13 protein-coding genes are annotated in these 14,253 nt (G+C 54.1%); 9 read left to right on the forward strand and 4 right to left on the reverse strand.

Going from position 1 to position 14,253, the window contains the following annotated elements; translation table 11 throughout:
- The first annotated feature begins 9 nt into the window (after positions 1-9).
- Positions 10-1,167: a CdaR family transcriptional regulator gene (locus PUP35_RS03825; RefSeq protein ID WP_274242090.1), complete on the forward strand. Its 1,158-nt coding sequence runs from the start codon at positions 10-12 to the stop codon at positions 1,165-1,167.
- A gap of 92 nt (positions 1,168-1,259) precedes the next feature.
- Here the strand turns inward: PUP35_RS03825 and PUP35_RS03830 are convergent, their stop codons facing one another.
- The 4 genes from PUP35_RS03830 to map form a co-directional block, all read right to left on the reverse strand.
- A complete protein-coding gene (locus PUP35_RS03830) occupies positions 1,260-1,646 on the reverse strand; it encodes a DUF3461 family protein (RefSeq protein ID WP_014168696.1) in 387 nt (128 codons plus the stop codon).
- A gap of 111 nt (positions 1,647-1,757) precedes the next feature.
- Positions 1,758-2,582, reverse strand: a complete 825-nt coding sequence (gene dapD / locus PUP35_RS03835) for a 2,3,4,5-tetrahydropyridine-2,6-dicarboxylate N-succinyltransferase (RefSeq protein ID WP_008501915.1) — start codon at positions 2,580-2,582, stop codon at positions 1,758-1,760.
- A gap of 32 nt (positions 2,583-2,614) precedes the next feature.
- Positions 2,615-5,290 (reverse strand): bifunctional uridylyltransferase/uridylyl-removing protein GlnD, encoded by a 2,676-nt coding sequence (gene glnD / locus PUP35_RS03840; RefSeq protein WP_274242095.1) that lies wholly within the window; start codon positions 5,288-5,290, stop codon positions 2,615-2,617.
- A gap of 63 nt (positions 5,291-5,353) precedes the next feature.
- Positions 5,354-6,148, reverse strand: coding sequence for a type I methionyl aminopeptidase (map, locus tag PUP35_RS03845; protein ID WP_023310454.1), 795 nt, complete (start codon positions 6,146-6,148; stop codon positions 5,354-5,356).
- 321 nt (positions 6,149-6,469) lie between these two features.
- Between map and rpsB the strand changes: the two genes are divergently transcribed.
- The 8 genes from rpsB (at position 6,470) to rseP (ending at position 14,239) form a co-directional block, all read left to right on the forward strand.
- Complete coding sequence (gene rpsB / locus PUP35_RS03850; RefSeq protein WP_003856207.1) at positions 6,470-7,195, forward strand: 30S ribosomal protein S2; 726 nt, start codon at positions 6,470-6,472, stop codon at positions 7,193-7,195.
- Positions 7,196-7,312: 117 nt separating this feature from the next.
- The gene (gene tsf, locus PUP35_RS03855; protein ID WP_014882627.1) at positions 7,313-8,164 is read left to right on the forward strand and encodes a translation elongation factor Ts; all 852 of its coding nucleotides are present in this window, start codon (positions 7,313-7,315) and stop codon (positions 8,162-8,164) included.
- A 150-nt stretch (positions 8,165-8,314) separates the two neighbouring features.
- Positions 8,315-9,040, forward strand: coding sequence for a UMP kinase (gene pyrH / locus PUP35_RS03860; protein ID WP_008501910.1), 726 nt, complete (start codon positions 8,315-8,317; stop codon positions 9,038-9,040).
- Positions 9,041-9,207: 167 nt separating this feature from the next.
- Positions 9,208-9,765 (forward strand): ribosome recycling factor, encoded by a 558-nt coding sequence (gene frr / locus PUP35_RS03865; RefSeq protein WP_274242101.1) that lies wholly within the window; start codon positions 9,208-9,210, stop codon positions 9,763-9,765.
- Positions 9,766-9,860: 95 nt separating this feature from the next.
- Complete coding sequence (gene ispC, locus PUP35_RS03870) at positions 9,861-11,060, forward strand: 1-deoxy-D-xylulose-5-phosphate reductoisomerase (protein ID WP_274242103.1); 1,200 nt, start codon at positions 9,861-9,863, stop codon at positions 11,058-11,060.
- Positions 11,061-11,246: 186 nt separating this feature from the next.
- Positions 11,247-12,005: a (2E,6E)-farnesyl-diphosphate-specific ditrans,polycis-undecaprenyl-diphosphate synthase gene (gene ispU / locus PUP35_RS03875; protein WP_024907522.1), complete on the forward strand. Its 759-nt coding sequence runs from the start codon at positions 11,247-11,249 to the stop codon at positions 12,003-12,005.
- 12 nt (positions 12,006-12,017) lie between these two features.
- Positions 12,018-12,875: a phosphatidate cytidylyltransferase gene (gene cdsA, locus PUP35_RS03880; RefSeq protein ID WP_023310457.1), complete on the forward strand. Its 858-nt coding sequence runs from the start codon at positions 12,018-12,020 to the stop codon at positions 12,873-12,875.
- 11 nt (positions 12,876-12,886) lie between these two features.
- On the forward strand, positions 12,887-14,239 hold the full coding sequence (rseP, locus tag PUP35_RS03885; RefSeq protein ID WP_111963994.1) for a sigma E protease regulator RseP: 1,353 nt from the start codon (positions 12,887-12,889) through the stop codon (positions 14,237-14,239).
- The last annotated feature ends 14 nt before the right edge of the window (positions 14,240-14,253 follow it).

The following is a 14,253-nucleotide window of genomic DNA, read 5'->3' on the forward strand; positions in this document are numbered from 1 at the left end:
GAGGGTTGCATGGCTGGCTGGCATCTTGATACCAAAATGGCGCAGGATATCGTGGCGCGCACCATGCGCATCATTGATACCAATATCAACGTGATGGATGCTCGCGGGCGCATTATCGGCAGCGGCGATCGCGAGCGTATTGGGGAATTGCACGAAGGTGCGCTGCTCGTGCTTTCTCAGGGGCGGGTAGTGGATATCGACGATGCGGTAGCGAAACACCTGCACGGCGTCCGTCAGGGCATCAATTTACCGCTGCGCCTTGAAGGTGAGATTGTGGGGGTCATCGGCCTCACCGGCGAGCCCGAGTCGCTGCGAAAATACGGTGAGCTGGTCTGCATGACGGCAGAGATGATGCTGGAACAGTCGCGCCTGATGCACCTGCTCGCTCAGGACAGCCGCCTGCGCGAAGAGCTGGTGATGAACCTTATTCAGGCGGAAGAGCATACGCCTGCACTGAGTGAATGGGCCCAGCGTCTGGGGATCGATCTAAACCAGCCGCGCGTGGTGGCGGTGATTGAGGTCGATAGCGGCCAGCTTGGCGTGGACAGCGCGATGGCCGAGCTGCAGCAGCTGCAAAATGCGCTGGCGACGCCGGAGCGCGATAACCTGGTGGCGATCGTTTCTCTGACGGAAATGGTGGTGCTCAAACCGGCGCTCAATGCGTTTGGCCGCTGGGATGCAGACGAGCATCGTCGTCGCGTGGAGCTGCTGATCGCCCGGATGAAGGAGAATGGTCAGCTGCGTTTTCGCGTTGCGCTGGGCAACTACTTTACCGGGCCGGGCAGTATCGCCCGCTCCTGGCGTACCGCACGCACCACCATGATGGTGGGCAAGCAGCGAATGCCGGAGAGCCGCAGTTATTTTTATCAGGACCTGATGCTGCCGGTGCTGCTCGACAGCCTGCGCGGGGGCTGGCAGGCCAATGAGCTGGCGCGGCCATTAGCGCGTCTGAAAGCCATGGACAACAACGGCCTGCTGCGCCGGACGCTGCAGGCATGGTTCCGCCATAACGTGCAGCCGCTGGCGACCTCGAAGGCGCTGTTTATTCACCGCAATACTCTGGAGTATCGGTTAAACCGGATTTCGGAGCTGACGGGGCTGGACCTGGGGAATTTCGACGACAGGCTGCTGCTGTATGTGGCGCTGCAGCTGGACGAGCAGAGATGACTGAGTGTGGTCTGGTGCCCTCACCCCATCCCTCTCCCACGGGGAGAGGGCGCAAACACTAAAAACGGCAATCAAGGATTGCCGTTTTGCTTTTATTTCCGGGTTAATTTCTCAAGATCCGCTTCAATCTCGCTGATCTTGTTAGTCACAACGCTTTCCAGGTGACGCAGATCGTCAAGGATCTTACGCTTGAGATCGACTTCGGTGCGGTCGCGCTGGCAGATCTGATCGAGTTCATCGATCACATAGCGCAGGTTAGGGCTGATTTCCTGTACTTCTTTGTATCCCTGACCTACGCCGTCAGCAACAACGGTTTTACGCTGGCGTGGGTATTTAAACTTCACGCTTTTGGCGAAAAACTCTCCTTTGTCCTTGTGAAAATAGATTTTCAAAATATCGTTGTTGGCTTCCTGGCGGAGGCTGTAACGATCAATTTCATCAGGATTGGTAATGCCCAGACTTTTCAGATTATCGTACATAGCGGTACCCTTGATCTCAACATAACCTTTGAATAATTAACGAAAAAATCTATTTTCGCCACCCTAAGATATAAAAAAAGCGGGGTTGCCCCCGCTTTTTGTTATACCCGATTAATCGATGGTGCGCAGCAATTCATTGATGCCCACTTTACCGCGCGTTTTCGCATCCACTTTCTTCACGATAACCGCACAGTAGAGGCTGTATTTGCCATCTTTTGACGGCAGGTTACCGGAAACCACTACGGAGCCCGCCGGAACGCGACCGTAGTGAACTTCGCCGGTTTCACGGTCATAAATACGGGTGCTCTGACCGATGTAAACGCCCATGGAGATCACGGAGCCTTCTTCAACGATCACGCCTTCTACCACTTCAGAGCGCGCGCCGATGAAGCAGTTGTCTTCGATGATGGTCGGGTTAGCCTGCAGTGGCTCCAGAACACCACCGATGCCCACGCCGCCGGACAGGTGAACGTTTTTACCGATCTGCGCGCAGGAACCGACGGTCGCCCAGGTGTCAACCATCGTGCCTTCGTCAACGTAGGCACCGATGTTCACGTAGGATGGCATCAGCACGGTATTGCGTGCGATGAAGGCGCCCTGACGCACTGCCGCAGGCGGTACCACGCGGAAACCTTCTTTCTGGAAACGCGCTTCGTCGTAGTCAGCGAATTTCATTGGCACTTTATCGAAGTAGCGGCTTTCAGCTCCGTCGATAACCTGGTTATCGTTGATGCGGAAAGAGAGCAGCACGGCTTTCTTCAGCCATTGATGAGTGACCCACTGACCGTCGATTTTTTCTGCCACGCGCAGCGCGCCGGAATCCAGAAGGGAAATCACCTGGTTTACCGCTTCACGGGTCACGGTATCCACATTTGCCGGGGTAATCTCGGCGCGACGCTCAAAAGCGGACTCAATAACGTTCTGTAACTGCTGCATTGTTTACTCTTTCCATTTCACTAAAAAACATATCACCCTTTATCGTTTGGATTGAGGGCTGCTGTCAACCGTTGTTGCACTTCAAGCTGCAGGTCATTATTAAGGGCACGCCGGTCGGCGGTGGCGATTATAAATAAATCTTCTACTCGCTCGCCAATGGTTGTAATTCGGGCCCCATGAAGCGAAATTCCCAGATCGGCAAAAACCTGGCCGACGCGGGCAAGCAGCCCTGGCTGGTCGAGCGCGATCAGCTCCAGGAACGATTTTCGGTCGGTGTGGGTCGGCAGGAAATTGACCTCGGTATCGACGGTAAAGTGGCGCAATTTCGCAGGCTGGCGACGCGGCTGCGGAGGCTGCCAGCTGCGCTGGGTAATCGCCTGCTCCAGACCAAAACGTATCCCTTCATGCCTGTCCGCCGAGAGCGGGCTGCCGTCCGGCTCAAGCACGATAAAGGTGTCCATCGCCATACCGTCGCGGGTGGTGAAAATCTGCGCGTCGTGAACGCTCAGATTACGCCTGTCCAGCTCGGCGCAGACCGCAGCAAACAGATAAGGGCGGTCCGGGCTCCAGATGAAAATTTCCGTCCCGCCGCGGGTGGCCTGCGGGCTAAGCAGGATCATCGGCTGGGACAGATCGTGCTTGAGCAGATGCCGCGCGTGCCACGCCAGCTGGTTTGGGCTGTGGCGGACAAAATAGTTGGCGCGACAGCGGGCCCAAATCTGATGCAGCGCCTCTTCATCAATGTTATCCATCCGCAGCAGCGCCAGCGCCTGCAGCTGATGATGGCGTACGCGTTCGCGCATATCCGGGGTGTTTTGCATCCCGCGGCGCAGCTGTTTTTCTGTGGCGAAGTACAGCTCGCGCAGCAGGCTCTGCTTCCAGCTGTTCCACAGGGTCTCGTTGGTGGCGCAGATATCGGCCACCGTCAGGCAGACCAGATAGCGCAGACGGTTTTCAGTCTGAACCTCTTCGGCGAACTGCTTAATGACTTCCGGGTCCTGAATGTCCCGACGCTGGGCGGTGACCGACATCAGCAGGTGATGGCGAACCAGCCAGGCCACCAGCTGCGTTTCACGCGAGTTCAGGCCGTGCAGTTCGGCAAATTTCAGTACGTCCTGCGCGCCCAGCACCGAATGGTCACCGCCGCGACCTTTGGCGATATCGTGGAACAGGGCGGCAATCAGGATCAGTTCCGGATGGGTCAGGCGCGGCCACAGCTCCACGCACAGCGGGTGGCGGGAGCGCGTCTCTTCTTTCGCAAAGCTCTCCAGCTTGAGCATCACGCGGATCGTGTGTTCATCCACCGTGTAGGCGTGGAACAGATCGAACTGCATCTGCCCGACGATGTGCGACCACTGCGGCATATAGGCCCACAGCACGCTGTGACGGTGCATCGGCAGCAGCCCACGGCTTACGGCACCCGGGTGGCGGAGCATGCTCAGGAACAGCGAACGCGCTTCCGGGATATAGCACAGCGGCTGCGTCAGATGACGGCGCGCATGACGCAGATGGCGCAGGGTGGTGGAATAGATCCCGGTGATGGTGCTGTTGCGCACCATGGTATAGAACATCCGCAGGATCGCTTCCGGCTCGCGGATGAACAATGTTTCGTCGCGCAGATCGATAAGCGTGCCGCGCAGCTGGAATTCGTCATCAATCGGGCGCGGCTTTTCGTCGGCCGTCAGGGCCAGAATGGCCTCGTCGAACAGCTGCAACAGCATCTGGTTCAGCTCGGTCACCCGGCGGGTGACGCGGAAGAAATCCTTCATCATCTGCTCAACCGGCTCGTTACCTTCGCCCTGGTAATTCAGGCGCTGAGCCACGCTGAGCTGGCGGTCAAACAGCAGACGGTTATCGTAGCGCGTAACTTCCAGATGCAGGGCAAAGCGGATGCGCCAGAGCAGGTGCAGGCACTCGTTTAGTTCGTTACGCTCGGCCTCGGTTAAAAAGCCGAAGCCGACCATCTCGTCCATCGAGGTGGCGCCAAAATGGCGGCGGGCGACCCACTGTAAAGTGTGGATGTCGCGCAGGCCGCCGGGGCTGCTTTTTATATCGGGTTCAAGATTATAGCTGGTGCCGTGATAGCGCTGGTGGCGCTGGTTTTGCTCCTCGACCTTCGCGGCGAAGAACTTTTCTGACGGCCAGAAGCCGTCGCTGAAGATGTGTTTTTGCAGCTCCAGGAACAGGGCAACGTCACCAATCAGCAGGCGGGTTTCAATCAGGTTGGTGGCGACGGTCAGGTCCGATAACCCTTCCAGCAGACACTCTTCCAGGGTGCGCACGCTGTGGCCCACCTCCAGCTTCACGTCCCAAAGCAGCGTCAGCAGTTCGCCAATTTTTTGCGCCTGTTCGTCCGGCAGCTTTTTGCGGCTCAAGATCAGCAGATCGATATCGGAAAGCGGATGCAGCTCACCGCGGCCGTAGCCCCCGACGGCAACCAGCGCAACATCGCTGATTTGCCCAAACCCATAATCGATCCACAGGCGCTGCAGCAGCTGGTCGATAAATTCGGTGCGCGCCTCAATCAGCTGTTCTGCCGATATGCCCGCATCAAATGCGCTGCCCAGCCAGCGGTGAAAGACATCCATGTGCGCCTTGATGCCGGCACAGGTCAGCTCGTGCGACGGCCAGACGCCCGGGTTATCGGGCTGGTCGGGGAGGGTGGGAAGTGCTGTGTTAGCATACTGTTCGGGTAAAAGATTACTCATCGTGCGCCACCCATAAGAAAAAGCTATAGCCATTAAAAAAGCCGGCATTTGCCGGCTTTTTTATCATTCGTCGTGCGTCAGTATCGCCGGGATGGTGTCATCCTTGCGCAACGTCATAATTTCGCAGCCGTTGTCTGTTACCACAATAGTATGCTCGTACTGTGCAGACAAGCTTCTGTCTTTGGTTTTCACCGTCCAGCCGTCTTTCATGGTACGGATGCGGTAATCACCCGCGTTGACCATCGGCTCAATGGTAAAGGTCATGCCTTTTTGCAGCACCACGCCGCCGTCGTCTGCATCATAGTGCAGAACCTGCGGCTCTTCATGGAAGACGCGACCAATGCCGTGACCGCAGTACTCGCGAACCACGGAGAAACCTTCTGCTTCCACAAACTTCTGGATTGCCGCACCGATGGTACGCAGGCGAATACCCGGTTTAACCATTTTCAGCGCCAGATAGAGGCTCTCTTGCGTCACTTTGCACAGACGCTCGCCAAGAATAGTCGGCTTGCCAACGATGAACATTTTTGAGGTGTCACCGTGGTACTCGTCTTTAATGACGGTCACGTCGATGTTAACGATGTCGCCGTCTTTCAGCAGTTTTTCATCGTCCGGAATACCGTGACACACCACTTCATTAATAGAGATGCAGACGGATTTCGGGAAACCGTGGTAGCCGAGGCAGGCGGAAACCGCGTGCTGCTCGTTCACGATATAGTCGTTACAGATACGGTCCAGTTCACCGGTGCTGACGCCCGGCTTCACGAACGGCTCGATCATTTCCAGCACTTCCGCGGCCAGACGACCGGCGACGCGCATCTTTTCAATTTCTTCAGGTGTCTTAATAGAGATAGCCATGTAATCTGTCCATCGGTGTCGATTTTTTCGACAATACTAGTCTAAGTGTCGTCAATGGTATCAGTCAGGCACGCTCCGTGCCAAATTGAGAATCATTAACAGCACACTCCGCCAACAACTGTTGGTTTCTGGTCGTGTTTTGTGGTATAAAGCGCGCCGGACTTCCGATCCATCTCAGATACACAGGCTGGACGGAAGCGACAAATCTCACTTTGTGTAACAACACACACGTATCGGCACATATTCCGGGGTGCCCTTCGGGGTCGGTAATATGGGATACGTGGAGGCATAACCCCAACTTTCAATATAGAGGTTTTAAACATGGCAACTGTTTCCATGCGCGACATGCTCAAGGCTGGTGTTCACTTTGGTCACCAGACCCGTTACTGGAACCCGAAAATGAAGCCTTTCATCTTCGGCGCGCGTAACAAAGTTCACATCATCAACCTTGAGAAAACTGTACCAATGTTCAACGAAGCCCTGGCTGAGCTGAACAAGATCTCTTCCCGTAAAGGTAAGATTCTGTTCGTTGGTACTAAGCGCGCTGCAAGCGAAGCTGTGAAAGATGCTGCTAACAGCTGCGACCAGTTCTTCGTGAACCATCGCTGGTTGGGCGGCATGCTGACCAACTGGAAAACTGTTCGTCAGTCCATCAAGCGCCTGAAAGATCTGGAAACCCAGTCTCAGGACGGTACTTTCGACAAGCTGACTAAGAAAGAAGCGCTGATGCGCACTCGTGAACTGGACAAGCTGGAAAACAGCCTGGGCGGTATCAAAGATATGGGCGGCCTGCCAGACGCGCTGTTCGTAATCGATGCAGACCACGAGCACATCGCTATCAAAGAAGCTAACAACCTGGGTATCCCGGTATTCGCTATCGTTGATACCAACTCCGATCCGGACGGTGTTGACTTCGTTATCCCGGGTAACGACGACGCAATCCGTGCTGTTAGCCTGTACCTGAGCGCTGTAGCTGCTACCGTTCGTGAAGGCCGTTCCCAGGATCTGGCTTCTCAGGCGGAAGAAAGCTTCGTAGAAGCTGAATAATAAGGTTTTACCCCTTATTAGTACCGTGTATGAATAGGGGCCCATTACCGGCCCCTTTTTTCAATTTACACTGTTTGGCCCCCGGCCGGGCAGTTCACATCTCCCGAGGATTTAAGAATGGCTGAAATTACCGCATCCCTGGTAAAAGAGCTGCGCGAGCGTACTGGCGCAGGCATGATGGATTGCAAAAAAGCGCTGACTGAAGCGAACGGCGACATCGAGCTGGCAATCGAAAACATGCGTAAATCCGGTGCGATCAAAGCAGCTAAAAAAGCAGGCAACGTTGCTGCTGACGGCGTGATCATCACTAAGATCGACGGCAACTACGGCATCATTCTGGAAGTTAACTGCCAGACTGACTTCGTTGCTAAAGATGGCGGTTTCCAGGCATTTGCTAACAAAGTTCTGGACGCAGCTGTTGCTGGTAAAATCACTGACGTTGAAGTTCTGAAAGCACAGTTCGAAGAAGAACGTGTTGCGCTGGTTGCTAAAATCGGTGAGAACATCAACATCCGTCGCGTATCTTCGCTGGAAGGTGACGTTCTGGGCTCTTACCAGCACGGTGCACGTATCGGTGTTCTGGTTGCGGCTAAAGGCGCTGACGAAGAGCTGGTTAAACAGCTGGCAATGCACATCGCTGCAAGCAAGCCAGAATTCGTTAAGCCAGAAGACGTGTCTGCTGAAGTGGTAGAGAAAGAGTACCAGGTTCAGCTGGACATCGCGATGCAGTCTGGTAAACCAAAAGAAATCGCAGAGAAAATGGTTGAAGGCCGCATGAAGAAATTCACCGGCGAAGTTTCTCTGACTGGCCAGCCATTCGTAATGGACCCAAGCAAGTCTGTTGCTCAGCTGCTGAAAGAGCACAACGCTGACGTAACTGGCTTCATCCGCTTCGAAGTGGGCGAAGGCATCGAGAAAGTTGAGACTGACTTCGCAGCAGAAGTTGCTGCAATGTCCAAGCAGTCTTAATGATTGAAAAGGAGCCGCCTGAGGGCGGCTTCTTTTTGTCACCCGTCACAGGAAATCAGACAGGCTCCAGTATCGCTGTACTGATTTGCGGCATATCATGTCGCCAGAATTAACCCCCATCTTAATCGTTGACAGTCTCAGGAAAGAAACATGGCTACCAATGCAAAACCCGTGTACAAACGCATTCTGCTTAAGCTGAGTGGCGAAGCGCTGCAGGGATCGGAAGGCTTCGGTATTGACGCAAGCATCCTTGATCGCATGGCACAGGAAATCAAAGAACTGGTCGAACTGGGTATCCAGGTTGGCGTGGTCATTGGCGGTGGCAACCTTTTCCGTGGTGCTGGTCTGGCGAAAGCGGGGATGAACCGCGTTGTGGGCGACCACATGGGTATGCTGGCAACCGTGATGAATGGCCTGGCGATGCGTGATGCGCTCCATCGCGCCTATGTGAACGCCCGCCTGATGTCCGCTATTCCACTGAATGGCGTATGCGATAATTACAGCTGGGCAGAAGCCATCAGCCTGCTGCGCAACAACCGCGTGGTGATCCTCTCCGCCGGTACGGGTAACCCGTTCTTTACGACCGATTCCGCTGCCTGCCTGCGCGGTATCGAGATCGAAGCCGATGTGGTACTGAAAGCGACCAAAGTTGACGGCGTGTTTACTGCCGACCCGGCAAAAGATCCTTCTGCCACCATGTACGATCAGCTGAGTTACAGCGAAGTGCTGGATAAAGAGCTGAAAGTGATGGATCTTGCCGCCTTCACGCTGGCTCGCGACCACAAACTGCCGATCCGTGTCTTCAACATGAACAAACCAGGCGCACTGCGTCGCGTGGTCATGGGCGAAAAAGAAGGCACTTTGATCACGGAATAATTTCCGTCGACGATAAATACAGGTAAGATTCCGCTTTATTTTGTAGTGGTATCTTACCCGGGCGCGCCTTTGGCGTTGTCATGAATTAAACGCGACTATACTTAGCACACCTGTAGCGCTGTGCTGGCGGATAGTCTGCCTGAGACAAGTTTTCAAGGATTCGTAACGTGATTAACGACATCAGAAAAGATGCTGAAGCACGCATGGAAAAATGCGTAGAAGCGTTCAAAACCCAAATCAGCAAAATCCGTACTGGCCGTGCTTCTCCAAGCCTGCTGGATGGCATCATTGTTGAGTACTACGGTACGCCAACTCCTCTGCGTCAGCTGGCGAGCGTAACGGTAGAAGATACCCGTACGCTGAAAATCAACGTGTTCGATCGTTCTATGGGCCCGGCGGTTGAGAAAGCGATCATGGCGTCTGACCTTGGTCTGAACCCAAGCTCTGCGGGCGCAGACATCCGCGTTCCACTGCCACCGCTGACCGAAGAGCGTCGTAAAGACCTGATCAAAGTGGTACGTGGCGAAGCTGAGCAGGGCCGTGTATCCGTGCGTAACGTCCGTCGCGACGCGAACGATAAAGTAAAAGCGCTGCTGAAAGAAAAAGAGATCAGTGAAGATGACGATCGTCGTTCTCAGGACGACATTCAGAAAATGACCGACGCTGCCATCAAGAAAATTGATGCGGCGCTGGCAGATAAAGAAGCGGAACTGATGCAGTTCTGATTTCTGTCGTACACTGATAAACGCCGTTCAGAAGGACTTCGGGTCTTGCTGGCGGCGTTTTGCTTTTATCTGGTCTAACTTTTTTCGGGCATCTCATGAAGCATTTAACACTCCTCGGCTCAACCGGTTCTATCGGTTGCAGCACTCTCGACGTCGTTCGCCATAATCCTGAACTTTACACCGTGACAGCGCTGGTGGCCGGTAAGAATGTGCAGCGAATGGTCGAACAGTGCCTGGAATTTGCGCCTCGCTATGCGGTGATGGATGACGAAGAGAGCGCGCGCCTGCTGAAAGCACGGCTGATTGAACAGGGCAGCCGAACCGAGGTGCTGAGTGGGCAACAGGCGGCCTGCGAGATGGCGGCGCTGGATGAGGTGGATCAGGTGATGGCTGCTATCGTCGGCGCGGCAGGATTATTGCCGACGCTTGCCGCGATTGATGCCGGTAAGGACGTTCTGCTGGCCAATAAAGAGTCGCTGGTCACCTGCGGACGCCTGTTCATGGAGGCGGTGAAGCAGCGCAGCGCGCGTCTTTTGCCCGTCGACAGCGAGCACAACGCGATTTTTCAGAGTTTACCGCAACCTTTTCAACAGAACCTGGGGTACGCTGACCTGGAGCAGAATGGCGTCGTGTCGATTCTGCTTACCGGGTCTGGTGGCCCGTTCCGTGAAACGCCACTGTCTGAACTGCGTGCGATGACGCCGGATCAGGCGTGCCGTCATCCGAACTGGTCGATGGGGCGTAAAATCTCCGTTGACTCTGCCACCATGATGAACAAAGGTCTGGAATACATTGAAGCGCGCTGGTTGTTTAATGCGTCAGCGAAACAGATGGAAGTACTGATTCACCCGCAATCGGTGATTCATTCGATGGTGCGTTATCAGGATGGCAGCGTGCTGGCGCAGCTGGGCGAACCGGATATGCGTACGCCGATTGCCCATTCCATGGCGTGGCCGAATCGAGTGAAGTCCGGCGTGAAGCCGCTTGATTTCTGCAAGCTAAGTTCCCTGACGTTCAGTGAACCAGATTACGATCGCTATCCTTGTCTGAAGCTTGCGATGACTGCCTTTGACCAGGGGCAGGCGGCGACAACGGCACTGAATGCAGCCAATGAAATTACCGTTGAGGCATTTCTGAATCAGCAAATTCGTTTTACCGATATCGCGTCGTTAAATTTATCGGTACTGGAGATGATGGATTTGCGCGAACCACAAAGCGTGGAAGAGGTGCTGGCGGTGGATGCAGCTGCGCGTAATATTGCGCGCCAACAGGTGACACGTCTCGCAAGCTGGTGATAAAGCAAGCACTAGTCGTCGTGCTATTTGTTAGCGTTGGGCTTCAGTGATATAGTCTGCGCCACCTGATCGCAGGTATTTGACTTAATGTGGTCAGGTGAGCCGTGGTTTGACACGGCTTTTTTATGTATAGGCTTCAGTATTCCTGAGTACCGTTAAATCCTTTTCAGGGACAAAAAACGCGTTATGTTGTCTGCGAATCAACCAATAAGCGAAAATTTGCCAGCTCATGGCTGCCGTCATGTAGCAATCATTATGGATGGCAATGGCCGCTGGGCGAAAAGACAAGGGAAGATACGAGCCTTTGGGCATAAAGCGGGGGCGAAATCCGTTCGCCGCGCCGTTTCTTTTGCCGCCAACAACGGCATTGATGCGTTAACGCTCTATGCTTTTAGCAGTGAAAACTGGAATCGGCCTCTGCAGGAAGTGACTGCGTTGATGGAATTGTTTGTGTGGGCGCTAGACAGCGAAGTAAAAAGCCTGCACCGCCACAACGTCCGCCTGCGTATCATTGGCGATACCAGTCGTTTTAACTCACGTTTGCAGGAACGGATTCGTAAAGCAGAAGCGCTGACGGAAAATAATACCGGTCTTACGCTGAATATTGCGGCGAATTACGGCGGACGCTGGGATATTATCCAGGGCGTTCGGCATCTGGCCGAACAGGTTCAGGAAGGGCTGTTGAGACCCGACCAAATTGATGAAGAGGCGCTGAGCAAGCAAATCTGCATGAATGAACAGGCTCCCGTGGATTTGGTAATTAGGACAGGGGGGGAACATCGCATAAGTAACTTTTTGATATGGCAAATTGCCTATGCCGAACTTTACTTTACGGATGTTCTTTGGCCCGATTTTGATGAACAAGACTTTGAAGGTGCGCTGCATGCCTTTGCCAATCGAGAGCGTCGTTTCGGCGGCACCGAGCCTGGTGGCGACAAAGCCTGATGGGGGTAGCTTTTGCTGAAGTATCGCCTGATTTCCGCTTTTGTATTAATACCCATTGTCATTGCGGCGCTGTTTTTACTGCCCCCGGTGGGATTCGCTATTGTCACGCTGGTGGTGTGTATGCTCGCCGCGTGGGAATGGGGACAGTTTAGCGGCTTTACCTCGCGCACTCAGCGAGTATGGCTTGCGGTACTTTGTGGCTTTATCCTGGCCATAATGCTGTTTACGTTGCCTGAATATCACCATGATATTCATCAGCCACTGGTTGCCGGTTCCTTGTGGATATCGTTGGCCTGGTGGGTTGCCGCGCTGTTGCTGGTTCTTTTTTATCCAGGTTCAGCGGCATTATGGCGTAATTCAAAAGTGCTGCGACTGATTTTTGGTTTGCTCACAATTATTCCTTTTTTCTGGGGTATGGTTGCGCTGCGAGCCTGGCACTACGACGAAAACCACTACAGCGGTGCGATCTGGCTGCTTTATGTAATGATTCTGGTCTGGGGTGCTGACTCCGGGGCCTATATGTTTGGTAAACTGTTTGGCAAACATAAGCTGGCACCGAAGGTTTCTCCGGGCAAAACCTGGCAAGGATTCATCGGCGGCCTGTTTACGGCAGCGATCATCTCCTGGGGCTACGGCGTCTGGGCGAATCTTGAAGTGGCACCGTCAATACTGCTGGTGTGCTCGATTTTTGCTGCGCTTGCCTCCGTGCTCGGTGATTTGACCGAAAGTATGTTTAAGCGCGAAGCAGGGATTAAGGATAGCGGACACCTGATTCCAGGGCATGGCGGTATACTGGATCGCATTGATAGCCTGACAGCGGCTGTTCCAGTGTTTGCGTGTTTGCTTTTACTGGTATTCGGGACGATTTAACGGAAGGTTTTATGCTGAGCATTCTCTGGAATCTGGCGGCGTTCATTGTTGCACTGGGTGTACTGATTACCGTGCATGAATTTGGCCATTTCTGGGTTGCTCGCCGCTGTGGCGTGCGCGTAGAGCGGTTTTCCATCGGTTTTGGTAAATCACTCTGGACGCGCACAGACCGTCATGGCACAGAATTTGTCATCGCCCTTATTCCGCTGGGCGGCTACGTCAAAATGCTCGACGAACGCGTCGAGCCTGTCGCTCCTGAGCTGCGACACAGCGCATTCAACAATAAAACCGTTGGACAACGCGCCGCCATCATTGCTGCCGGACCGGTAGCCAACTTCATCTTTGCGATTTTCGCTTACTGGCTGGTGTTCATCATCGGCGTTCCTGGCGTGCGTCCTGTGGTAGGTGAAATTGCCCCCAACTCCATCGCGGCGAGTGCGCAAATTACATCCGGGATGGAACTTAAAGCGATTGATGGCATCGAAACCCCTGATTGGGATGCCGTGCGACTGCAGCTGGTAGCCAAAATTGGCGATCCGCAGACCACCATCAGCGTATCGCCGTTTGGTTCTGATACGCGTCAGGACAAAGTACTTGATTTACGCCACTGGCGTTTCGAGCCAGACAAAGAGGATCCCGTCGCTGCGCTGGGCATTCGTCCGCGCGGCCCGCAGATCGAGCCGGTATTAGCCGAAGTACAGGCAAATTCGGCAGCGAGCAAAGCGGGTTTGCAAGCGGGCGACAGGATCGTTAAAGTCGATGGTCAACCATTAACAGAGTGGATGACCTTTGTTACTCTGGTGCGCGATAATCCGGGAACGTCTCTCGCGCTGGAAGTTGAAAGGCAGGGTAGTCCGCTTTCGCTGACGCTGATTCCGGATACGAAGTCGGTCGGCAAAAAGGCAGAAGGGTTTGCAGGCGTTGTGCCAAAGGTGATCCCGCTGCCAGATGAGTACAAGACAATACGCCAGTATGGGCCGTTCAGCGCCATCCTTGAAGCCACGGATAAAACATGGCAACTGATGAAGCTGACGGTCAACATGTTGGGGAAATTGATAACCGGTGATGTGAAACTGAACAACCTCAGTGGGCCAATTTCGATTGCTCAGGGGGCTGGGATGTCAGCGGAATTCGGGGTGATTTACTATCTCATGTTCCTCGCGCTCATTAGCGTGAACCTTGGGATAATCAACCTGTTCCCGCTTCCCGTTTTAGACGGGGGTCATCTGCTGTTTTTAGCGATTGAAAAGCTAAAAGGCGGACCGGTATCCGAGCGAGTTCAAGACTTTAGTTATCGCATTGGCTCGATTCTGCTGGTGCTGTTAATGGGGCTTGCACTTTTCAATGATTTCTCTCGGTTGTAAGAGAGTGTTAGGAA

This window comes from Enterobacter sp. S-33 (assembly GCF_028735835.1).
In the GTDB taxonomy this organism is placed as follows: domain Bacteria; phylum Pseudomonadota; class Gammaproteobacteria; order Enterobacterales; family Enterobacteriaceae; genus Enterobacter; species Enterobacter vonholyi.